Here is a 22,813-nt window from a genome sequence, read left to right on the forward strand (position 1 = left end):
TCGCTTAGGATGAATTGACGGGGTTGCCGTGGTTTCCCTTCGGCATTGTGCCCAACCGAGCGAAGCGAGTCCATGAGTTCTTTACAGCCAAACAATGTGGCCGCCGTCCGCGCGAGCGTGTGCATGGCCAGCTACAACGGCTCGGCGTACATCACCGAGCAGTTGGCTTCCATCCTGGAGCAGCTGGGACCGACGGACGAGGTTGTCATCGTTGACGACGCGTCTACTGACGGAACCCGGGACGCCGTGCGGGCTTTCGGTGACGACCGCATTCGGCTCCTTGAGGCGGCGTCAAACCAGGGATACGTCAGGTCCTTTGAGCAGGCGGTCCTGGCCAGCCGCGGGTCACGTATCTTCCTGGCGGACCAGGATGACATCTGGATCGAAGGCCGTCTTGAGCTGATGCTGGCGGCGTTGGACAAGTATGCGGTTGTTGCGAGCAATTTCGACGTGCTTGGCGGTGGTCCGCGCCCGGCTATTGCCCGACTGCGAAGTGCCGACTCCAACCGCCGCGTCCCCAACCTGGCCGGCATCCTGATCGGCTACCGGGCTTACTACGGCTGCGGCATGGCCTTCCGTCGGGAGGTCCTAGGACTATTTGCTCCCGTTCCACGGTATTTGAAAGAGTCCCATGACCTGTGGCTTGCGATCGGCGGAAACGTCCTTGGCTCGATCGGCCACCTGGACGAGTCGACGCTGCTGCGTCGAATCCACGGCGCGAACGCGACTCCGGAAGGCTGGCGCTCCCTCCGGGTCATCGCGTCCGCGAGGCTGGTCCTTTTACGGCTGCTGGGGGAGGCCCTGCGGCGCACTGCGGGGCAAAATCGCGCACCGAAGTAGCGCGCTCCAATGCCCTGATCGCTGGAGCTTTTCGGTTGACGGTAAGCTGACTGAATGCAAAAACTCCTTGTCACCGGCGGCGCCGGCTTCATTGGTTCCAATTTTGTCCACTATGTAGTTGAGAACACAGACGATCACGTGACCGTCCTGGACAAGCTCACCTACGCCGGCAACCTGGATTCGTTGAAGGGCCTTCCGGCGGGGCGTTTGGAGTTCGTCAAGGGTGACATCTGCGACGCGGACCTGGTCGACGGGCTCGTGGCCGAGGCCGACGTTGTGGTTCATTACGCGGCGGAGTCGCACAATGATAATTCGCTGCATGATCCGCGCCCGTTCCTGGACACGAACATCATCGGCACGTATACGCTGATCGAGGCCGCGCGGAAGCACGGCAAGCGTTTTCACCACATCTCCACGGACGAGGTCTACGGCGACCTTGAACTCGATGATCCGGAGCGCTTCACCGAGAGCACCCCGTACAACCCTTCCAGTCCTTATTCCTCGACCAAAGCGGGCTCGGACCTGCTGGTCCGGGCCTGGGTGCGGTCTTTCGGGCTGCAGGCAACGATCAGCAACTGCTCGAACAACTACGGCCCGTACCAGCACGTGGAGAAATTCATCCCGCGCCAGATCACCAACGTGATCGACGGGATCCGTCCCAAGCTTTACGGCAAGGGCGAGAATGTCCGGGACTGGATCCACGCCAATGATCATTCCTCCGCTGTCCTGGCGATCATCGCCGGGGGCCGGATCGGGGAGACCTACCTGATCGGCGCGGACGGGGAGCAGAACAACAAGGACGTCGTCGAACTGATCCTCAAGCACATGGGCCAGTCCCCGGAGGCCTACGACCATGTGGTGGACCGTCCCGGCCACGACATGCGCTACGCCATCGACTCCGCGAAGCTGCGCGATGAGCTCGGCTGGAAGCCGCGCTTTTCCAACTTCGACGCCGGGATCGAGGACACCATTGCCTGGTACCGGGACAACGAGGACTGGTGGCGTCCGCAGAAGGCGGCCACGGAAGCTAAGTACACGGAACAGGGCCAGTAGATTATGTCGATCGAGTTCTCGAAAAAGCTCACCGCGCACGAAACCCCGATTCCCGGCGTCGTCCTCTACGACCTTCCGGTCCACGGCGACAACCGGGGCTGGTTCAAGGAGAACTGGCAGCGGGAAAAAATGGTGGCCCTGGGCCTGCCGGACTTCCGGCCGGTGCAGAACAACATCTCGTTCAACGAAAAGGCCGGAACCACCCGCGGGATCCATGCCGAACCGTGGGATAAGTTCATTTCGGTCGCCACCGGCCGGATATTCGGTGCCTGGGTTGACCTGCGCGAGGGTGCCTCATTCGGTGCTGTGTTCACGGCCGAACTCGATGCCAGCCAGGCCATTTTTATCCCCCGCGGTGTCGGCAATGCCTTCCAGACCCTGGCGGACAACACCGCCTACACGTACCTGGTCAACGACCACTGGTCCGCCGACGCCCAGGGCCAGTACACGTTCCTGAACCTCGCCGACGAGAGCGCCGCGATCGCCTGGCCCATGCCGCTGGAGGAGGCCGAACTCTCCGACAAGGACAAGGCCCACCCGCGGCTAGGGGATGTCGTCCCGATGCCGCCGAAGAAGACCCTCGTCCTCGGCGCCGACGGCCAGCTCGGCAAGGCGCTGCGGGAACTCTACGACGGCGATACTTCCGTTGAGTTCGCCGGCCGCACCGAGTTTGACCTCGGCAGCGCGGACGCGTTTGCGGCCCGGAACTGGAAAAATTACTCCACGATCATCAACGCCGCCGCGTATACCGCAGTCGACGCGGCCGAGTCGGGCCAGGGCCGGGCCGCGGCTTGGGCGGCAAACGTCAGTGCCGTCGCACGGCTGGCTCGAACCGCCGTCGAGCACGACCTGGTTCTGGTCCACGTCTCTTCCGACTACGTCTTCGACGGCACCCACGAGCTCCACACCGAGGACGAGCCGTTGTCCCCGCTGGGGGTGTACGGGCAGACCAAAGCCGCAGGCGACGCCGTCGTTTCCGTGGTGCCGCGGCACTACATCGTGCGCACCAGCTGGGTGATCGGGGAGGGCAACAACTTCGTCCGGACCATGGCATCGCTCGCCGGGCGCGGAATTGAGCCGTCCGTCGTGAACGACCAGATCGGCCGGCTGAGCTTTACCGAGGACATTGCCGCCGGCATCCGGCACCTGCTCGAAACGGGCGCGCCCTTCGGGACCTACAACCTCAGCAACGAAGGTGCTCCGCAGTCGTGGGCGGACATCGCGGCCGACGTTTTCGAACTCTCCGGCAAGTCACGGGACGCCGTCACCGGGGTCAGCACGGAAGAATACTTCCGCGGAAAATCCGTTGCGCTCCGTCCGGCAAACAGCACGCTGGATCTGGCAAAAATAGCAGCCGCAGGCTTCGTGCCGGCATCGGCGGCCGATCGCCTGCAGGGGTATTTGACGCGGCGATAGTCGCGATGATTGCGAATAGCACTTGACGGCAAGAAGTCCCGTAGACCGCCGACTTTGGCAGCCTGCGGGGCTTCTTGCCTGTTGGCCGAACCCAGGTTGGGGCCGCTGCGGCGGCGTCCCGATTCCTAGCGGGGGGCGGTCGGTTCCTGTCCGTCGCGCGTGGTCCTTTGGACGGCCTTCTGTGTGGGAGGCACTACTGCGACTGGAGTCTCGAGGGGTTCAGCCGAAACGGGGAAAGCTGCTGAGCCCACCGCGGAGTGCGTACGCCGCGGCGACATCAGATAACGGTTAAGGACGGCGGCGCCGGCCACCAAGACTGCCAGATAGAGGAGCGTTAAGGTAATCCAGCCAAGCGGCGGCTGCCATAGCGGCGCCCGGAACATGTCGCTCCAATTCGATCTGTCCTCGATGCCGATAACGTAGCGTCGCATGCCGTACACAAAGCTGTATAGGTGGCCGAAGACCATGAGCCCCAGTATGATCTTGATCGCCCTGCGCGTTGCCGGACCTTCGCCAAATTCGACACCGCGAAGTGCAACTCCACAGGCGGCGATCATCACGGCCACAAGCGCCAGGATGTAGCGTCCTTGCCAGATGTATCCGACGTCCTTCACCAGCGGGATCTGCAACAAGGGCGGCAGAACGATCACGCACACCAGAAGGAAGGCGACGGCCACACGTCCGGCGCGGTCGGCAGCCGATAGGGCTGTGACCAGACTGACAACAATCAAGGCCGACCAGACAACGAGCACACCGGCCGGACCAAGGGTGTCCAGCCAGCCCAAATAGGAAACGTAGCCGGCGGAAAAATCAAAGGTCCTATCCAACATGACAATGACGACTTGAAGGGGCGTTGCGTCGACTCCCTGGCCCATCAGGTTCTGCAGACTGTTAGCCGATTTGAGCCACAGAACGGAGAGTGCGCAGCCGATGCCAACCACGAGGATCATGGCCCAAAGGAAGCGCTGCCGCAGAATCGACAGCAGGGGCCGGAAGCCGAAGATCAGGAGGGAGCCGACCACGGCTAGGGCCAGCCAGAGCAGCGACGCCGCCCGTGTATTGGCCAGGGCGGCCGCCGAGAATGCAGCCATGCCGAGTGATGTCTTCCATGCTCCTTCCGTGCTAATGCGCTCCCAGCTCAAGCAGAGGCAACTGAAGACCGCCAAGGAAGTCGCAATTTCCAATGCGTTGGGATTCACGGCGCCGGAGAGGAAGAAAACCATGGGGGTCAGGGCGATCGAGCCTGCAATGAGCGGCAGCCGTGGGCGCCGGAGGCCGCCTAGGGCGCTGATGGTCAGGGCAAGGAAGGCCGCACTCAGTAGTCCGCTAATGACTCGCATGGCGTAGATCGCCTTGGCGCCAGAGAAGTACAAACTGGGAAGGCCCGTGACCGCGTAGTACATGGGGTTGTAATTGCCCGCACTTGTCAGGGCTTTGACCGGGTCAGGGTTCTGCAATAGTTGCGGACTGCAATTGGCCGCAACGGTTTCTTTCCATGCGAAGCATCCCGGGAGCCCGTCGACGGCCGCGATGAATGCCGGAACAACCACTTGCGAGCGCTCGCCCTGAGAGATACCAGACTCGCCTTGCAGTTGCCCTCGTACCACGGCGGCGGCCTTGATCGTGTGAGCTTGCTCGTCGGGGACGGCCATCAACGGACTGGCCAGGGCCCAGATCGTGGTGAGCGCCGCCAGCAAACCAAACGCTGTCAGGAAACGCACGAGCCCGGGGGGTATGTTACCGAGTTTCACGGGAGGCGAAGTTCTCTCTATAGGGGACATTTGGGACTCGATCAACAATACTTGGTACCAGGCAATGCATCCTCTGTCCGGATCGCCTGCGGCGCCGAACACGCTGACTCCGGTCCGCCAACAGCGCTGCCCAAGTAGACATAGGCTCTGACTCGTCTAGACTGTCTTGGTGTCACTGCGCTAGAACGGTGCCGGGCATTCCAACGATCACAGGCGGTAAATTCTTATAATGCGGGATAGTGACATCAGTCTGACTCGCCGTCTCCAAGTGTTGGTCCGGAATGGTTACTTGGTCAAGTTCCTGGTGGTTGGGGTGGCGTCGTTCACCATTGATCTGGGGCTCTTGGCCCTGCTGCATGAGGGTTTCGGTGTCGGACTCTGGATCGCCACGCCGATCGCTTTCTTGACCAGCCTTGTATTCAACTTCTTCGTCCAGCGAAAATTCACATTTCAATCCGGGACCCGTGCCCACGTTAGCTTCGTCAAGTATGGCGCACTCGTTGCGTTCAACGTCGTCGCTACCGACGTCATCGTGAACGTCGTCGCAGGGGCTGGCCAGTCGTACGCGATCGGCAAGGTTATCGCCACGGTCGCCACAACCGGTTGGAACTTCCTCCTCTACAAGCACTGGATCTTCCGACCGGACGCTTCGAAGCCTGGTGAGTCAATCGATTTGGTTGAGGACGGAAGCCCCGCTTCGTCTCCCAAAGATTAGAAAAATCGGGTCCGTTGGCGCGGGAGGCGTCCAATGCTCTCCGCGCGGACCCGGCTAGAAGGGGCATGAAGCCCAACGAGGTACGTTGCCGAGGCGTTGGTTGCGGCTTGCAGCACCAAACGTCGAGCCGGTAGGGGTGAACTCCCTCGGGTGGCCTGGTCCCGGGCCGACAGGCTGGGGAACTAGAAGCGGTGGACAGGTTGTTTTGTCTCGTCCGAATTGCGGTTGGGTCCTGGTTCGGAGCACGAGCCCTTCGCCCAAAGGCAGTTGTGCCGCGGCTGGAGTGCGCGACGAGCGGCATAGCAACCACCCGGCTTGAGCTTCGATCGTCTAGGTCCACTACGCCGGCCTCCACGACTTGTGTCTCCCGCTGGCCCGCTCGCGAGTGCCGGAAACCAACAAGGCTCGGGATGGTGCGACTCTAGAAGTACATCGCTTGGGTTGCTTTGCCGGAGCGCTTCTCCACGTCGTGTCCTTTCAACAGCGTTGGTGTTTAGTCGCGGCGGTGTCTGATGAATTGTCCGATCCTGCTGTTTAGTCCCGTCTCAGTGCATGGTCAACGCAACGACGTTCGTTCTGGAAAAGTCGACCTGAGTTCGAAGCCGTCAGGGTCTTACGCGTGGCTGGGTTCCGACCTGGGAAGCCGGGGTAGAACGAAGCGTCGACACATGCTAGCTGGAATTCGCGAGCCGCGGCGCGTGTTGGGAGCGGCAAGTGACGCACGCTAGGAGCGGGGTGCTTCACTTCCCGTGGCCGCAGGTGAGCCGCTGAATCCCCGGAACTTATCAATAAGTTCATAGCTTGGAAAGAGGTAACGGTAAAGTCCCGCTGAGCCCAGATAGATCAGACCGGCATACAGTGCTGACAATCCGATCCAGCTCAACGGCGGTTGCCATTCGGGATGCGTGATCATGACCTGCCAGTTGCCGGTGTCATGCAGTCCAACCACATAGCGCCGCAGCAGATAGATGAAAGAATAGACGTGCGCCACCGCACCTGCGGCGATAATGACCCGGCCCACGTTTCGGAGTTCCGGAGTTGACTCGAAGGAGCGGTTCCTGACGGACATGCCTGCCGCGATGACTAGGATCATGAACAGCGGTAAATTGTAACGTCCCTGCCAAATATAGCCGACGGTGGTGATGAGGCCGGCTTGGATGATCGCGGGTAGGATTGCCAACGCCAGCAACGCAACCCAGAAACCCAAGGCGCGGCGGCTTTGCCGGCTCGTCAACGGTATGAGAAGCGCGAGCATGAGAAGCATGCTCCAGTACTGTACGACAGCCTGCGGAACGGGAGTGTCCAGCCAGCCCATCACGCCGATGTACTGGGGTACGAAATCGAACACGCGATCAAGCATGGTCAGGAAGGCCTGATGGGGCTTTACCCCTTCAACCAGATTGGTGATGCCGTCCGGCGCGGCCGCAGTGGAGCCTGGGGCGAAGATCATTAAGACGATCCACCACAGGCCCAGCCCGACCCCGACGGCCATTGCGCCCGACGTAACCAACACGGTCCGGTTGTGGAACAGCATTCCTACCCGGCGGAACCCGAAGAAGGTCACCGCGACGGTGACCGCAGCCAAGAGCCACACGAGGGAAACGTTTCGGGTATTGGCCAGGACGACAGCCGAGATGCCGACTGTCAGAATCGCCGGCTTGACGACGGCAAGGTTGCGGGAGTTCTCCAGACAGACTAGGAGGCCGCAAAATGCGGCCATCGTGGCGGTTATCTCGAGTGAGTTGGGATTTATGCCTGCCGCCAGGAAGAGGACCATGGGTGTTACGGCTACGGCAGCGGCCGCAACTGGCCACTTAGGCGCGCGGAGCCTGGTCAATGCGGTGAATCCCGCGGCAAGGAAGGCGGAGGAGAGCACGGCGCTCACTATCCGCATCGCAAACAACGCAGGTGCGCCCGAGAAGATCAGGCTGGGTAGGCCCACGATCCAGTAGTACATGGGGTTGTACATGCCCGCCGACGTCACACCGATGGTTAGGTAGTTGTCATCGAGGGGGATGGAGGGGGCACAGGAAGCAGCCATCTCGCGCTTGAATGCTGTGCAAGTTTGGTCGGAGAGATTAGCGATGTAGGACGGCACTTGAACATGGACCCCGTGACCGTAGGATTGCCCCGCCTGAACCACGAATTGCCCCCGGGCAACGGCTGCCGCCTTGATCGTATGCGAAACTTCATCCGGAAAGGCCATCAGCGGGGTTGCCAGTGACCACAGCGAGGTAAGAAGGCTCAGGAAGGCGAATGTCCGAAGGAATTGCCTAAGCACCATTCGATTGTCATGGGATGGAAACGCGGCCGGTCTCCCGGCTGTTGAATCCATGACTGGAGTCGGGTAACTTGGCAAGCTTGGACTAGTGGTTATCATCTTGCGAAGCCTTGATCGTTTCGACGGCCGAGCTGGATAGCTCAAGCGCTTTGGAGTTAGGTGACATGACCTGAGCGAAGTACGTTGAATTCGCCTGGCCGCCACCTCCGGTGACATAGCTCGCCCACGACTTCACCAAGCGAGCCAGCGCAGGGTTCTGATACGAATGACAGAACGCCTGATAGCCGACAAACGCGAGCGAGTATCCTGGGGACGCCCCGACTTGGAGCGACATATCTACGCCGCCGCCGACGGCCTCGCTCACTTTCGCGTTGGCGACAGCCGTGGTGAACGCGTCCTCTGTGAACTTTACGAATTCGTCTCCAAACCTGAGGGCCGCGGTGGAGAATCGGCTGCCAATGGACGACCTATCCATGAAAGTAATTGACCCGGCGGTGTCATCGACCTTCTTGGCAATGTCGGCGTACGTTGCGACGCTTTGGCCGGCCGAAGCGTTCGCCCAAGTTTGAGTGGCTATGCCTGCGGCTGCTCCGTCGTTGGGACTGAGGTACCTGCCGACGGCTTGCGCAAGCCCGGATTCCGCGCGTGCCCAGACCGGTACGATTTTCATGTCGGGCAACTTCGTGTCTGGATTCAATTCCGATATCCGCTTGTCATTCCACCGGGTAATGTCACCGTGGAAGATTGCGGAGAGCGTGGACGCGTCCAAGTTGACGTTGCGAAGGCTGGAAACGTTGTATGCAACGCCAATAGGAGTCACCGACGTCGGTACCGCGAATGCGCCTTCGGGACCACAGGCAGTCTTCGAACTTTCCCAGTCCTCTCGGGTCAGTTGCGAGTCGAGGCTGGCAAAATGCGCCATTCCACGGACCATGGCGTCTCGTCCGACAGCGTCGCCGTCGGGGGAGAACCGGAGGGAAGTCGGAGGGTTTTCCTTGGCCCAGCCCTTGAGCCATGCTGCGATGGGGCCGTTTTGGCTCGCGCTGCCGATGGCCGTCAACGACCCAGTGGTTCCATTTCCGTAGTCGGCAGTGGCGCAGGATGACAGCCCGAGCGCGCAGACGGCTGCCAAAATGGCTCCGCCGTGCCGTCGATTCTTGGGTGCCATCGTGTGCGTCTCCTTCATGCAGAACTCAGTGGACGCTTTCGCGGCCAGTGTCCACTTTAGCCGCAGCAATGGGTTCGACCCACTTGTGGCACCGGGGTGCGCGCGTTTTTCTGGACAGCCAAGTCCTCGGAAGTGGCGGCGCGTGAGGTCGAATACGTCCAGGAACAGAGCTCCCCCGGGCGAGTCCCAATAGGCACAGTTGCCGGCTGCCTTAGAGGCTGCCTGCGAACGTCCTGCCCAAATATCCCTGGCTTGGCTTCATGCCGGTCCCGGAATAGCTCCATAGTGAGCCGTCCGGCCGCCGGGCAACAAGGTCCGGGTTCGCGTCAGCATCCAGATTCCGTGCCGACCCGAAGTTGTCATAGACGTTCCAGCCCGTTCCTACCCGCAGCGACGGCGAAAGTTTTCCGGTCCCGTCTCCCGCATAGAACCACAACGTGCCGTCTGGCCTGCGAGCAAGGACGTCGTTCTTACGGTCGCTGTTGAAATCACCAACGCCGACGATTTCCGCGAAAACCTCCCAGCCGAAAGCTCCGATCTTAACGCCCGGCTGGTATCCGGTGTTAAAGGCGTCAATCTTGCTGGTGCCACGGTAGAGCCAAAGGGAGCCATCCTTACCGCGGGCAAGGACATCGTTCTTTCCATCGCGGTCAAGATCGCCGGTTCCGACAAGTGAATCGAACATGTCCCAGCCGAATTTGCCAATTTGCACTGCAGGAGCGTAGCCGCTGTTGCTGGCATCCACACGTCCGGTGCCGGCGTAGATCCACAGACTACCGTTCGGCTTGCGCGCCAGTAGGTCGCTCTTGCCGTCGCCGTTGAAGTCGCCGACGGCGGTCAGGGAGTCGAAGGCGTCCCAGCCGAAGTTTCCAATTTTCCGCGCAGTTCCGTAGGTTCCGGTTCCGGTTCCGGGGTAGAACCACAGGCTTCCGTCCGGCATGCGTGCCAGCAGGTCGGCCGTTCCGTCGCCGTTGAAGTCCGGGGTGCCGACGAGTGTGTCGAACGCACCCCAGCCGAAGTCGCCGATCTTTCGGGCGCTTTGATAGCCCTGGTCCCGCATGGCGGTTCCGGCATAGAAATAGAGGGAACCGTCGGTCTGGCTGCCTACAAAGTCAGCCAGCCGGTCCCCATTGCTGTCTCCGGTTCCCACAAGCTGGTCGTAGATGCCCCAACCGGTGCCGATCTGGCGGGGGTTGACCAAGACGGCTTTGCCGGTGTTGGAGTAGAACCACATGGTGCCATCCGGTTTCCTGCCGACAAGGTCGCTGGTGCCGTCGCCGTCGAAGTCCTGGATTGCCACTAGTTGGTTGAACACGTCCCAGCCAAAGTCGATCTTCCGGCCCGTTCCGGTTTGGCCGGTTCCGGTTCCGGAGTAAAGATACAGGGCGCCGTCCGCCGTGCGGGCCAGCAGATCAGCCTTCCCGTCGCCGTCGAAATCGCGGACGCCAAGGATTGCATTAAAGACGTCCCAGCCGAACGCGCCGATCTTGACCGCCCCGCGGTAGCCTTCGCTGCTGCCAGAAACGAAGCCGGTGCCGGCGTAAAACCATAGGGATCCATCCAACTTCCGCGCCAGCAGATCGTTCTTGCCGTCCCCGTTGTAGTCCCCGACGCCGACCACGCTGTCGTAGATCTGCCAGCCGGCGCCGATACGACGGCTTACCGGGTAGCGGCCGGTCCCGTCACCGGAATACAGCCAAAGCTCACCGTCGGCCCTGCGCTGAATGAGGTCAGACTTTCCGTCGCCATCGAAGTCCCCGGTGGAGATGACCTTCCGGGTGGCGTCGGTGGGCACCGGTGGCGGGCTCCCCGCGGCGAAGCGCTGAAGGCTGGCGTAGTCGCCGGCCCAGACATTGGAATCGCCGGCGAAGGGCCCCTTGTCGCTGTACTGCCAGATGCTGTAGGTCGACCAGCTGGCCGGGACCGGGCCGGCGTCGTTCGAGAAGGAGCTCGGGTAGGAAGCTAGCCATAGCGGGTTGTCGCCGAAGCCCAGGGGGTTCCCGACGCAGTCTTTCCACCAGTAATTGCCGGTGTAAATGACGGGCAGCCGTCCCGTCAGCGCATACATGGTGTTGCTGAAGTCACTGGCCCAGGCAGTAAGTGCGCCCGGCGACATGTCGTAGCAAGCGTTGCCTTGGTAGTAGCCGTTGATGGTCTGGCCTGCGTAGGGATTGCCTTCGAAATCGAGCACGGGCGGCATCGTATAGCCGTCGCCAGTCCAGCCGCCACCGCTCTGCACGAAAATTCTGGCCTGGTCGGCGCCGGAGGAAGCGGCCGGGTTCGCGTAGTGATAGGCGCCCCGCATCATCCCGACCGCCCGTGACCCGCTGTACTGTGAGTCAAAAATTTGATTGGTGTAATAGTTGCCCTCGGACGCCTTGATATAGGCGAACCTTGCGCCCATGTTCCACTGCTGTTGCCAGTTCACAGAGGGCTGGTATTGGCTGACATCGAGACCCTGAACGCCGAACGTTGGCATCCAGGTCCCCTGCGTGGTCAGCGTTTTTGCGGCTGCACCGGGGCTGGGCGCCAGCCCCTGGCCCATCTCTGCCCCGCCTCCGGCCGTCGCTGCTGCCATGGCTGCACGGTATCCCGCACTGGACCGATCCGGTGTTGTGGGGGGCACTGTGGCGGCAGTCGCAGTAGGGGCCGGTATGGCCGGGCCGGAAGCGGTCGGCTGGGCCTCGGCAATGGCCGGTGCCGGCGAGGTAGTGACCCCCGGGGCCGGAATTGCGGCCGGGGGAGTCGCGGTGACGCTCGGTGTCGGTTCAACGGCACCGGCGGGAACAGCCAAGCCCGGTCCGGCGACGAGGCAGAGGGCCAGTAGGGTGGCTCCGACCCGGCTGCCCAGGTGACTGGTAGGGGGAAGTAGGGTCCGCTTCATTTTTCGCTCCGGAACAACGACACGATTACGGCCGTGCCACGCTGGTCACGCGCCCGAGAATCAGCACATCAAGGCTGCCGGGTGGTGAGAATGTCTGACTTGTCGGGCTCACCCTATCTGGGGAAAGTAGTGAAACCAGAGTTTCTTGTGTTACCAATGTGAAAATTGTTGTAAAACTGCGGGTAGTTTTCCACATCCGCCGCACCGGACTCTTGTTCCGAAGCGCGGGGAGCCCTAGTTTTAACCCAATTGCAGCGCCCCCGGAGCAGGGCGAATAGGCAAACTGGGGGCCATTGTGGAGGCTGTTCGCATTGTCGAGGACGAAGTCCGCGAGCTGATTCGCCGCCGCGGACTGGACCCCATGCGGCAGGCCGGTGAGGTCCGACGCCTGGTCGAGGCCGCCGTCCTGGATTACGACGAGCGCGCATTGCTGGCCCCGCTCCCGCCCATCGGCCCGCTTGAATCGGCCCGGAGGTTTGTCTTCGACGCCGTGGCCGGTTTTGGGGCACTGCAACCCCTGCTCGACGATCCCGCCATTGAGGAGGTCTGGCTAAATGCGCCCAACGAGATCTACGTCGCCCGCAACGGTGAATCCGAGCTCACCTCGGTCTCGCTCACGGACCAGCAGGTACGGGACCTTGTGGAACGGATGCTGAAGAGCTCCGGGCGACGGCTCGACATGTCCTCTCCGTTCGTGGATGCAGCGCTGCCCGACGGTTCCCGCCTGCACGTCGTCATTCCTGACGTGACCAGAAAGCACTGGGCCATTAACATCCGCAAGTTCGTTGTAAAAGCCAGTCGGCTTGAGCACCTGGTGGAGTTGGGCACCGTGACGCCCCAGGCCGCCCGGTTCCTCGGTGCGGCCGTGGCAAGCGGACTGAATATCCTGGTCTCCGGCGCCACCCAGGCGGGTAAGACCACCATGCTGAATTGTTTGGCCGCGAGCATCGGTACCCGCGAGCGCGTTATTACTGTCGAGGAGATCTTTGAGCTGCAGTTTCCGCTGCGGGACGTTGTGGGGCTGCAGTGCCGGCAACCCAACCTGGAAGGCGAAGGTGAAATCCCCATGCGCCGGCTGGTCAAGGAGGCACTGCGCATGCGCCCCGACCGCCTGGTGGTGGGCGAGGTGCGGGAGGCCGAGAGCCTGGACATGCTCATTGCCTTGAACTCCGGCCTTCCCGGCATGTGCACCGTCCACGCCAACTCCGCCCACGATGCCGTCACCAAGATCTGCACGCTGCCCTTGCTTGCAGGCGAGAACATCTCGAGCGCCTTCGTGGTGCCTACGGTCGCATCCTGCATCGACCTCGTGGTCCACTGCGCCCGGCACGCCAGCGGACGCCGCGAAGTTACGGAGATCCTGTCGTTGGGCCGGCGTGTGGAGAACGGCATTATCGAATCCTCCATGGTCTTTGCCCTCGCTGACGGCCAGTTGCAGCCCAGTGCCAATTCGATGCCGGCAGCGGAGAAGTTTGCCCGGGCAGGGTACGACGTCGCAGCCCTGCTGGAGCCGCGCTGATGGCTGCACTGATCGGCATGGTGGCGGGCGCCGGATTCCTGCTGATCTGGTGGTCCGCCTGGGAACAGCCCAAGCCAGCCAGCCCCGCACGGCGCAGCAGCCGGCTGGAGGATCTTCTGCGCACCGCCGGAATCGAGAAGGTCAGTGGCTCGGGCCTGGCGGCGACGTGCCTGGGTGTCGGTGGGTTCACAATGTTTGTTTTCTTCGCGGTGACCCGGTCATGGCCCATCGCGGGCTGTTTTGGCCTTTTTGGTGGCTGGCTGCCAATGGCCATCGTTTCGTGGCGCGCACGGAAGCGGACCGCCGTGCTGCGACAGTTGTGGCCCGACGTCGTTGACCACCTTCGCTCGGCGATTAGGGCCGGCCTGTCGTTGCCGGAGGCTTTGATCCAGCTGGGCGAAAAGGGGCCCGAGGAGCTCCGGCAGGTGTTCCGTGACTTTGGCTCCGACTACCGTGCCGGCGGGCAGTTCGGCCCCTCCCTGACCCGGCTGAAGGACCGTCTGGCGGACCCCGTCGCCGATCGGATTATCGAAGCGCTCCGTCTGACGAAGGAGGTGGGGGGCTCCGATCTGGGTCGGCTGTTGGGAACCCTGGCGGAATTCCTCCGGGAGAATGCCCGCACCAGAAGCGAACTGGAGGCCAGACAGTCCTGGACCGTCAACGCAGCACGGCTTGCGGTCGCCGCCCCCTGGCTTGTCCTGGTGCTGATGGCCAGCCGCCCCGAAGCGGTAGCTGCCTACAACACTGCCCTCGGTGCCGCTGTACTGCTCGGCGGACTGGCAGTTTCCCTGATCTCCTATACCACCATGCTCCGCATCGGTGCCCTCCCTGCGGACGAGCGGGTCCTTCGATGACCGGCCTGATGGCGGCAGCTGTTGTCTGCGGAGTCGTCCTGGGCATTGGCCTCTGGCTGTTGCTTGTCCGGCTGCCGTTTATGCGGCCGACAACGTTCGTGGAACGCATCAGCCCGCAGCTGAAGGCCCACAATCTGGAATCCCGGCTGCTGCGCACGGCGCCGGGGAACATCACACCGTTCGGGCCGCTGGAAAGAATTCTGCGCCCGGTCATCGGCGACGCCGTGAGGTCGCTGGGGCGGTTGAATCCGGTTTCCTTGACCTTGAACCGCCGTCTGTCCAGGGCAGGGAGTGCCGCGTCGCCAGCCGATTTCCGGGCAGAACAACTTCTCTGGGGAGCCGGCGGCTTTGCGGCCGCAGTCGGCGCCGTCGTGCTGTTCGGTGCGGCCGGGCGTTTCAGCCCGCTGGTCGCCGCTGTGCTGGTCCTCGGCAGCGCCGCCGGAGGGTTTCTGTTGCGGGACTATCTGCTGGGCGTCCGGATCAAAAAGCGCGAAGCGCGGATGATGGCGGAGTTCCCCAGCATCGCCGAACTGATGGCGCTGGCTGTCAGCGCCGGCGAGAGTGCCACAGGGGCACTGGACAGAGTGTGCCGCAGCGCCCGAGGCGAGCTCTCCCAAGAATTCGCCCTGGTCCTCGCCGAGACCCGGGCGGGGACGCCGCTCGTGGACGCCCTGCAGGAGTTCTCCGCTCGGACCGAACTCGGCCCTCTTCTCCGTTTTGTGGACGGGCTGATCGTGGCGGTCGAACGGGGAACCCCCCTGGCTGAAGTGCTGCGGGCCCAGGCGCAGGACGTCCGGGATACCGCCAAACGCGAGCTCATGGTGTCGGCCGGAAAGAAGGAAATCGGAATGATGGTGCCGGTCGTGTTTGGCGTCTTGCCGCTGACGGTCGTATTCGCCGTGTTTCCCGGACTCGCCGCCATCAGCATGGGCCTCTAACCGCAGCAAAGGAAAACACCGAAATCAACCGAACATGCGAACCAAGGAGTGAACGTGAAAAAGATCCGCAACCAGATGACACTGTTGCTTTGCACCATCAGCATGCTGCCCGTACCGGCAAGACATTCCACGGCGCAGGATGCCGGAGAGCATCCTGAACGGCGCAGCGATCCGAGCGAACGGGGCGACGTGCCGGGCTGGGTGATGATTACCCTGATGTCCGCCATCCTCGTCGCCGCCCTCCTCGCCCTCGCCGGCCCGGCCTTGGAGGCACTGTTCAACCAGGCCATGGACAAGGTAGGGCAGTAAAACACGTGCCCCTGCCCCGAGGCGGCTTGGGCAGGACTGACGAACGTGGCTCGGCAGTGGTGGACTTTGTGCTTGTGGGTGGACTGCTGACGCTGTTCTTCCTCGCCATCATCCAGCTCACCCTTGTCATCCACGTCCGGAATACCCTGGTCGACGCCGCGGCCTCGGGCGCCAGATACGGCACCCTCGCGGACCGCGGTTCCGCGGATGCCCGGGACAGGACAGTCCAGCTGATCGGAGTCGCCCTCAACCAGGATTTTGCCACCGACGTCACTACCAGCGAGGCCACGTACCAGGGTATCCGGACCCTGGAAGTCACTGTGCGCGCGCCCTTGCCCGTGATCGGGCTGATCGGTCCCCGCGCAGCCCTGGAGGTGAAAGGGCATGCTGCCATTCAGCCCTGAGCGTCCACCGCACTGGCTCTCACCGCACTGGCATTCAGCGCACTGGCAGCCACCGCGCTGCCAGTTTCGGCACAGGCTGTCGGCGGGCGGGTCCCGCGCAGTCAACGCCGGCCTCCCGCAGAACGCAGAACAGGGAAGCGCTGTCGTCGAATTTACGTTCCTGTCGCTGTTGCTGATGGTGCCGCTGGTTTACTTCATCATCACCATGGGAGCGCTCCAAAGCGGCTCATTTGCGGTCGTCGGTGCCGCGGACCAGGCCGCCAAGGTTTTCGTTGCGCAGCCCGACGGCGCTGCCGCCCGGGCAGCCGCAGAGCAGGCCGTGCTGCTGGCGCTCGCAGACCACGGGCACCCCGCGGCGGATGCCCGGGTCGAGACCACATGCGCCCCGGCCGACTGTATGGCCGCGGGCACGGCCGTGACGGTCACCGTCCACCTCACCGTACCGCTGCCTTTTGTCCCCTTCGGCGACGTGCTGAACCTGAACGCCGGTCAGCTCAGCGCCTCCGCCACGCAGCTGGTGGGCCGCTTCCGATGAGCGGCTCCGGGGCACCGCAACTACGCTCCGGCCAGCGCCGCGACGACGGTCAACTGATGGTGCTGATCATCGGGTACGTGCTGCTCGCCGTGCTTCTTTCGACAGTTGTCATTGCCGCCTCCAGTGTCTATATCGAGCACAAAAAGCTCCTGTCGATGGCCGACGGCGCCTCGGTAGCCGCGGCAGACAGCTTCACACTCGGACAGCTCGAAGCGGCCCGCGGCAACCCCACCGCTGTGCTGACCGGCGCCCGCGTGCGGGCAACCGCCATCGAGTTCCTGGACCGCAGCAATGCCTTCACCCGGTTCGCCGGCCTCACCGTTGGCCCGGGGACGGGGAGCCCGGACGGGGCCACCGCCGTCGTGGTGCTCAGCGCCGCCGTCCACCCGCCCATGGTCAACTTCCTGATCCCCGACGGCATCAGGATCGAAGCGAGTTCGACGGCGCGCTCCCGGCTTTCACGTTAGAGCCCCGGCGCTGCCAGGCAGCCCAGTCCGGGCCGCCTGCGGGGATAGCGTAGGGTTAAAAAACCATGGCAAACATTGATTTTCCCGCAGAAATCCGCGCCCTCCGAGCCACCTACGCCTCGATCGAGAACGTTTCGAATGTTGAGGGGCTGAAGGAGGACATCGCCGAACTCAGCGAACGGGCCGGCGAACCCAATCTGTGGGACGACCCCGCGGCCGCGCAGGTGATTACCTCGCGGCTCTCGCACCGGCAGTCCGAACTGGCACGCCTTGACTCGCTGGCCTCCCGGATAGACGATCTTGAGGTCCTGGTGGAGCTGGGCCAGGACGAGGATGACGCCGCCTCCATGGGTGAAGCGGCGACGGAACTCGAGTCCGTGCGCAAGGCACTGACGGAACTCGAAGTGGTTACCCTGCTTTCCGGCGAGTTCGACATCCGCGAAGCCGTCGTCACGATCCGAGCCGGCGCCGGGGGAGTGGACGCGGCAGACTTCGCCGAAATGCTGCTGCGGATGTACCTCCGCTGGGCTGAACGCCACGGCTACCCGACCACCATCATGGACACCTCCTACGCCGAAGAAGCAGGGCTCAAGTCCGCCACCTTCGAGGTCAAGGCCCCTTACGCGTACGGCACGCTCAGCGTCGAAGCCGGCACCCACCGCCTGGTGCGGATCAGTCCCTTCGACAACCAGGGCCGCCGGCAGACCTCCTTCGCCGCCGTCGAAGTCATCCCGCTGATCGAGCAGACGGACTCCATCGACATCCCGGACAATGAGATCCGCGTCGATGTCTTCCGTTCCTCCGGCCCCGGCGGCCAGTCGGTCAACACCACGGACTCCGCAGTGCGCCTCACCCACATCCCCACCGGCACCGTGGTGTCGATGCAGAACGAGAAGTCGCAGCTGCAAAACCGTGCGGCCGCGCTGCGAGTGCTGCAGTCCAGGCTCCTGTTGCTGAAGAAGCAGCAGGAGGACGCGGAGAAGAAGGCATTCGCCGGCGATGTAAAAGCCTCCTGGGGCGACCAGATGCGCTCGTACGTCCTGAACCCGTACCAGATGGTCAAGGATCTCCGCACCGAGCACGAAGTCGGCAACACCTCGGCCGTGTTCGACGGCGAGATCGACGATTTTATTGATGCCGGCATCCGCTGGCGGACCGACAACCGCAACGCCGACAAATAGCCGCACACACGCCCTACTTCCGCGGCACACCCGTCCTGGCCGCCTAATCCTGCGACACGCCCCGGCACTCGGGCCGATCCGCCGGGGCCCGTGCGTATAGTCGAGAAGCCGGAGCTCTACTTCCCCCACTAGAAAGCCCGCGCGCCGGCAGCAGAACCGGGATGTACCTGTCCATGTCCTGCAGGGTATTTAGGGCCATGATCCGTTTCGAAAATGTCACCAAGGTCTACGACCAGAAGGCGCGCCCCGCCCTGGATTCCATCAACCTTGAGATCGACCGTGGCGAATTCGCCTTCCTCGTCGGGGCCTCCGGTTCCGGAAAATCGACGTTCCTGCGCCTTGTCCTTAAAGAGGACCGTGCCTCCTCCGGTGCCGTCTACGTGGCCGGCCAGAACGTTGCCAACATTTCCAGCTGGCGGGTGCCCAGGCTCCGCCGCGGCATCGGCGTCGTCTTCCAGGACTTCCGCCTGTTGCCCCAAAAGACTGTCTTCGCCAACGTCGCCTTCGCGATGCAGGTCATTGGCAAGGGCCGCAGCGTCATCCGGGACACCGTTCCCGAGGTCCTCAAGACCGTCGGGCTCGAAGGCAAGGAAAACCGCCTTCCACACGAACTTTCCGGCGGTGAGCAGCAGCGCGTGGCGATCGCCCGCGCCGTCGTCAACCGCCCCGGCATCCTGCTCGCCGATGAGCCGACCGGCAACCTGGACCCCACCACCTCGATGGGCATCATGGGGGTGCTGGACAAGATCAACCAGAACGGCACCACAGTGGTGATGGCAACGCACGATGACGACATCGTCAACGAGATGCGCAAACGCGTCGTCGAGCTCAAGAACGGCGTTGTGATCCGCGATGAGGCCAAGGCGCTCTACACCTCCATGATCCCGGTCGTGGGACAGTCGCGCCGCCTGCGCGACGCCAGCGGGCGGGACCCGCAAGGGGAGGGCCAGCTGTGAGGCTCCAATTCGTCCTCGCCGAAATCGGCAGCGGCCTGCGCCGCAACCTCTCCATGGTGGTCTCCGTCATCCTGGTGACTTTCGTGTCCCTGACTTTCGTCGGCGCCGCTGGCATGCTGCAGCTGCAGATCAACCAAATGAAGGGCTACTGGTACGACAAGGTCCAGGTCGCCATCTTCCTGTGCAGCGACGGTTCGACGGCGGCCAGTTGCGCCAGCGGGCCCGCCACCCCCGAACAGCAGGCCAACCTGGGCAAGCTGCTGGAATCGCCGGCCGTTGCCCAGTACGTCAACGACTTCCAGTTTGAGTCCAAGGACGATGCGTACAGGCACTTCAAGGAACAGTTTTCCAATTCCCCGATCGTTGACTCGGTGACGCCGGACCAGCTCCCGGCCTCCTTCCGGATCAATATGAAGGACCCGGAAAAGTACCAGATCATCAGCGAGACCTTCTCATCGCAGGCCGGTGTGGAAACCGTGATCGACCAGCGCCAGCTCCTCGAACGGCTCTTCTCGGTCATGAACGCTGCCTCCCTCGTGGCCGTCAGCGTCGCCGGCGTGATGATCATCTGCGCCATCTTGCTGATCGCCACCACGATCCGGCTCTCCGCCTTCAGCAGGCGACGGGAAACCGGGATCATGCGCTTGGTCGGGGCATCGAAAATAGTGATCCAGCTGCCGTTTATCCTGGAGGGCGTGATAGCCGCAGTGATTGGCGCGGCGCTGGCCTCGGGAACACTGTGGGCCGTGGCGCACTTCTTCCTGGGCGGATACCTCTCCAAGCAGTATCCGGACACCGCGTTTATCTCCGCGGGCCAAACCCTGGTGCTCGCACCGGCCCTCATTGGCCTTGGCGTGCTGCTGGCAGGCGTATCATCGCTCCTAACCCTTCGTCGATACCTGAAGGTTTAGCGTGCGCAACGAAAAAGGGATCCCCATGACACCGATGCACCGAACCGGCCCGCAGCCGGTTCCCCTCCGGCGAGCCGTGGCCGGCCGCCGCACCCGCATCGTCAGTGCCGCGCTAGCCCTGGTTCTGGTGGCGGCCTTGGGAGCTTCGGCCCCGGTGGCCGTCGCCGACTCCCTCGAAGACCAGCAGGCAGCCCTCCGGGAGGAAGCGGCGAAGGTTCAGCACTCGCTGGAGTTTGTTGACTCCAAGATCGCCCAGGCGGCCTCGGACCTCGTCCTTTACCAAGGCCAGCTCCCCGGTGCCCAACAGGCCCTGCTCGACGCCCAGGGCCGCGTGGCAGCTGCGGTCAAGGAAGCCGAGGCCCTCGCAGCCCGGGTGGACCTTGCGCAGCAAAACAAAGCCAAGATCACCCAGCAGTTGGAGACGGACAAGCAGAAGATCACCGACACGAAGAAACTGATCGGGCAGATCGCCACCCAGGCGTACAAGTCCGGCGGTGTGCCGTCCAACCTTTCGCTGTTTTTCGGCCCGAACAACGGCGGCAGCCTTACGGACACCATTGACCTGGCCGACCAGGCGATGCGCAGCCAAAACGCCGCCATGGACAAGCTGACCCAACAGAACGCCACGAACATCAACTCCCAGGCCAGGCTCGAAGCGGTGGAAGCCGAAATCAAGGACCTTAAAGCCAAAGCTGATGCCGCGCTGGCCCGCGAACAGGCAGCCCGCGGCGAGGCAGAGGCCAAAAAGGCCCAGGTGGACCAGCTCATCGCCGACACCACCCGGATCGACGCCGAACTTCAGGCCGCCAAACCCGGAATCCAGACCCAACTCGCCCAGGTCAAGTCCCAGCAGGACGCCGTTGCCGCGGACATCGCCGAACGCGACCGCAAACTGCGCGAGGCCTATGAAGCCGAACAGCGCCGGATCGCCGAGGCGGCCGCGGAGGCTGCCGCCGCGGCCGCCCGCGCCCAGGGGCAGGCCCAGGCGAAGCCGGCACCGTACGTTCCTGCCCCCCAGGGATCCCCGTCGGCCTTCGGCCTGCAGCATCCCCTCAATGGCGTCCCGATCACCTCCGGCTTCGGCTGGCGCTCGACACCTCCCGGGACCATCGACTTCTACGGCCAGGGCGGCTATATGCACACCGGAATCGACTTCGGCGCCGCCTGCGGCACACCGGTCTTTGCCGCGGCGGCGGGAACGGTATTTTCCGCCGGCTGGGCCAATGACGGCGGTGGCAACAACGTGAAGATCTCCCATGGTGTGATCCAAGGCAACTCGCTGACCACCATCTATTACCACAACACCTCAGTTGTCGTCTCGCCGGGCCAGCAGGTCAGCCGGGGCCAGCTGATTGCTTATTCGGGAACCACCGGCAACTCCACCGGCTGCCACTCGCACTTCGAGACCTGGCTTAACGGCCGAGCCGTGGATCCGATGAACCTGCTCTGATCCGCCCGGAGCGGAAGCCCTGCCGGTGCGCTGCTGCTCTGCCGTAAACTGGCATAAGCCTGCGCCGTTCCGGCGTACGGCACACCCGTCGATTCAAGGAGTTCTACCGTGCCGAAAGAAAGTGGCCGTAAGGTAGTGGCCACCAACCGCAAGGCCCGGCACGACTACCACATCCTCGATACCTATGAGGCGGGAATCGCACTGATGGGGACGGAAGTGAAGTCCCTTCGGGAGGGCCACGCCTCCATGGTCGACGGCTTTTGCACCTTCTACAACGACGAGCTGTGGATGGAGAGCATCCACATCCCCGAATACCACCAGGGGAGTTGGACCAACCACGCCGCACGCCGCCGTCGGAAGCTGCTGCTGCACCGGGACGAACTCACCAAGATCTCGCACAAGATCCGCGAATCCGGTTTCACGATCGTCCCACTCCAGCTGTACTTCGTGGATGGGCGGGCCAAGGTGGAGATCGGCGTAGCCCGCGGTAAGAAGGAATACGACAAGCGTCATACCCTGCGCGAGCAGCAGGACAAGCGTGAGGCCCTGCGGGTGATGCGCGAACGGAACCGGCGGTAGCCGTGGCCGTCCCCGGCCTGGTGGAATGAATCTGCGATGCCGTGCGTTATGCTTGATAGCCAGGCAGCCAATGGTGCGGTACCGGTTCAGCAGCACGGAAACGGTTCGGCAACATAGCAGCTTGGTTTGATAAAAAAATACGGGGATGATCGGTTTCGACGATGTTAGTCGCGACAGGTGAAGCGGGCCGAGGATGCAGAATTATCTCGTAAACGCTGTCTGCAAACCAATAAGTGCCAATTCAAAACGCACTGACTTCGCTCTCGCTGCCTAAGCAGTAAGACAGTCCGTCAGCCCGAGGTTGCTATTGCCCCGGATCCTGGCGTCATTTAGATAGCCACTGCTGTTTACCCCCGTCATCGGGGTGAACGGGACTCTTTGATGACTGGGCCCGGATCAGCCAGCTGTTTGTAGCGTGGCTGGGGCCGAGAAAATCCAACGCAAACTGCGCCCGGAGAAGCCCTGACAACACGACATCGGACGGGGGTTCAATTCCCCCCATCTCCACCATCGGAGCACCGGAAACGTTGCTCCACCCCGTAAAGTCCCACACAAAAGGCCGGAAGCTGACGCTTCCGGCCTTTTGCTTTGCCTGCACGGCC

At 62.9% G+C, this 22,813-nt stretch carries 20 protein-coding genes and 1 other RNA gene; 17 read left to right on the plus strand and 4 right to left on the minus strand.

The genetic code is table 11. The features are described 5' to 3' along the window. Nucleotides 1-72: 72 nt before the first annotated feature. Genes QMG72_RS00380 through QMG72_RS00390 form a run of 3 tightly spaced genes read left to right on the plus strand, consistent with a single transcriptional unit; the run spans nucleotide 73 to nucleotide 3,309 of the window. Nucleotides 73-840 carry a glycosyltransferase gene (locus QMG72_RS00380; protein WP_283479289.1) on the plus strand — a complete coding sequence of 256 codons (768 nt, stop codon included), beginning with the start codon at nucleotides 73-75 and terminating at the stop codon, nucleotides 838-840. Between the two features lie 54 nt (nucleotides 841-894). Continuing rightward, complete coding sequence (gene rfbB, locus QMG72_RS00385) at nucleotides 895-1,893, plus strand: dTDP-glucose 4,6-dehydratase (protein ID WP_282360475.1); 999 nt, start codon at nucleotides 895-897, stop codon at nucleotides 1,891-1,893. A 3-nt stretch (nucleotides 1,894-1,896) separates the two neighbouring features. Then, nucleotides 1,897-3,309, plus strand: coding sequence for a sugar nucleotide-binding protein (locus QMG72_RS00390; RefSeq protein WP_283479290.1), 1,413 nt, complete (start codon nucleotides 1,897-1,899; stop codon nucleotides 3,307-3,309). 125 nt (nucleotides 3,310-3,434) lie between these two features. Here QMG72_RS00390 and QMG72_RS00395 read toward each other — a convergent pair whose 3' ends face one another. After that, complete coding sequence (locus QMG72_RS00395; RefSeq protein ID WP_283479292.1) at nucleotides 3,435-5,030, minus strand: DUF2142 domain-containing protein; 1,596 nt, start codon at nucleotides 5,028-5,030, stop codon at nucleotides 3,435-3,437. A 319-nt stretch (nucleotides 5,031-5,349) separates the two neighbouring features. Between QMG72_RS00395 and QMG72_RS00400 the strand changes: the two genes are divergently transcribed. After that, entirely contained in the window at nucleotides 5,350-5,775 is a 426-nt protein-coding gene (locus QMG72_RS00400; protein ID WP_283479294.1) for a GtrA family protein, read from the plus strand. A 724-nt stretch (nucleotides 5,776-6,499) separates the two neighbouring features. Here QMG72_RS00400 and QMG72_RS00405 read toward each other — a convergent pair. From QMG72_RS00405 to QMG72_RS00415, 3 genes are all read right to left on the minus strand, one after another. Continuing rightward, entirely contained in the window at nucleotides 6,500-8,110 is a 1,611-nt protein-coding gene (locus QMG72_RS00405; RefSeq protein WP_283479295.1) for a DUF2142 domain-containing protein, read from the minus strand. A 31-nt stretch (nucleotides 8,111-8,141) separates the two neighbouring features. Continuing rightward, nucleotides 8,142-9,224: a substrate-binding domain-containing protein gene (locus QMG72_RS00410; RefSeq protein WP_283479296.1), complete on the minus strand. Its 1,083-nt coding sequence runs from the start codon at nucleotides 9,222-9,224 to the stop codon at nucleotides 8,142-8,144. 211 nt (nucleotides 9,225-9,435) lie between these two features. Beyond that, the gene (locus QMG72_RS00415) at nucleotides 9,436-11,802 is read right to left on the minus strand and encodes a GH25 family lysozyme (protein ID WP_283479297.1); all 2,367 of its coding nucleotides are present in this window, start codon (nucleotides 11,800-11,802) and stop codon (nucleotides 9,436-9,438) included. A 601-nt stretch (nucleotides 11,803-12,403) separates the two neighbouring features. Between QMG72_RS00415 and QMG72_RS00420 the strand changes: the two genes are divergently transcribed. The 13 genes from QMG72_RS00420 to ssrA all read left to right on the plus strand — a co-directional run bounded on the left by QMG72_RS00420 (nucleotide 12,404) and on the right by ssrA (nucleotide 22,721). After that, nucleotides 12,404-13,627 (plus strand): TadA family conjugal transfer-associated ATPase, encoded by a 1,224-nt coding sequence (locus tag QMG72_RS00420; RefSeq protein WP_283479298.1) that lies wholly within the window; start codon nucleotides 12,404-12,406, stop codon nucleotides 13,625-13,627. Continuing rightward, the gene (locus QMG72_RS00425; RefSeq protein ID WP_283479299.1) at nucleotides 13,627-14,481 is read left to right on the plus strand and encodes a type II secretion system F family protein; all 855 of its coding nucleotides are present in this window, start codon (nucleotides 13,627-13,629) and stop codon (nucleotides 14,479-14,481) included. Before QMG72_RS00420 ends, QMG72_RS00425 begins: the two co-directional genes overlap by 1 nt. Continuing rightward, nucleotides 14,478-15,419, plus strand: a complete 942-nt coding sequence (locus QMG72_RS00430) for a type II secretion system F family protein (RefSeq protein ID WP_283479300.1) — start codon at nucleotides 14,478-14,480, stop codon at nucleotides 15,417-15,419. Before QMG72_RS00425 ends, QMG72_RS00430 begins: the two co-directional genes overlap by 4 nt. Nucleotides 15,420-15,473: 54 nt before the next feature. After that, complete coding sequence (locus tag QMG72_RS00435; protein WP_226774394.1) at nucleotides 15,474-15,728, plus strand: hypothetical protein; 255 nt, start codon at nucleotides 15,474-15,476, stop codon at nucleotides 15,726-15,728. A 26-nt stretch (nucleotides 15,729-15,754) separates the two neighbouring features. Further along, nucleotides 15,755-16,132, plus strand: coding sequence for a TadE/TadG family type IV pilus assembly protein (locus QMG72_RS00440; protein ID WP_283479302.1), 378 nt, complete (start codon nucleotides 15,755-15,757; stop codon nucleotides 16,130-16,132). Further along, entirely contained in the window at nucleotides 16,113-16,667 is a 555-nt protein-coding gene (locus tag QMG72_RS00445) for a hypothetical protein (RefSeq protein WP_283479303.1), read from the plus strand. Before QMG72_RS00440 ends, QMG72_RS00445 begins: the two co-directional genes overlap by 20 nt. Then, nucleotides 16,664-17,134, plus strand: coding sequence for a pilus assembly protein TadG-related protein (locus tag QMG72_RS00450; RefSeq protein WP_283479304.1), 471 nt, complete (start codon nucleotides 16,664-16,666; stop codon nucleotides 17,132-17,134). The genes QMG72_RS00445 and QMG72_RS00450 overlap by 4 nt, the downstream gene beginning before the upstream one ends. Before the next feature lie 65 nt (nucleotides 17,135-17,199). After that, the gene (gene prfB, locus QMG72_RS00455; RefSeq protein WP_226774398.1) at nucleotides 17,200-18,315 is read left to right on the plus strand and encodes a peptide chain release factor 2; all 1,116 of its coding nucleotides are present in this window, start codon (nucleotides 17,200-17,202) and stop codon (nucleotides 18,313-18,315) included. A 197-nt stretch (nucleotides 18,316-18,512) separates the two neighbouring features. Next, the gene (gene ftsE, locus QMG72_RS00460; RefSeq protein WP_226774399.1) at nucleotides 18,513-19,271 is read left to right on the plus strand and encodes a cell division ATP-binding protein FtsE; all 759 of its coding nucleotides are present in this window, start codon (nucleotides 18,513-18,515) and stop codon (nucleotides 19,269-19,271) included. Continuing rightward, on the plus strand, nucleotides 19,268-20,182 hold the full coding sequence (gene ftsX, locus QMG72_RS00465) for a permease-like cell division protein FtsX (RefSeq protein ID WP_226774400.1): 915 nt from the start codon (nucleotides 19,268-19,270) through the stop codon (nucleotides 20,180-20,182). The genes ftsE and ftsX overlap by 4 nt, the downstream gene beginning before the upstream one ends. Before the next feature lie 25 nt (nucleotides 20,183-20,207). Continuing rightward, nucleotides 20,208-21,632: a M23 family metallopeptidase gene (locus QMG72_RS00470; RefSeq protein WP_283479306.1), complete on the plus strand. Its 1,425-nt coding sequence runs from the start codon at nucleotides 20,208-20,210 to the stop codon at nucleotides 21,630-21,632. Nucleotides 21,633-21,740: 108 nt separating this feature from the next. Next, entirely contained in the window at nucleotides 21,741-22,211 is a 471-nt protein-coding gene (gene smpB, locus QMG72_RS00475; RefSeq protein ID WP_226774402.1) for an SsrA-binding protein SmpB, read from the plus strand. Between the two features lie 141 nt (nucleotides 22,212-22,352). Next, nucleotides 22,353-22,721: a transfer-messenger RNA gene (ssrA, locus tag QMG72_RS00480) on the plus strand. Nucleotides 22,722-22,813: the final 92 nt, after the last annotated feature.

It is taken from the genome of Pseudarthrobacter sp. PH31-O2 (genome assembly GCF_030063265.1).
Classification (GTDB): domain Bacteria; phylum Actinomycetota; class Actinomycetes; order Actinomycetales; family Micrococcaceae; genus Arthrobacter.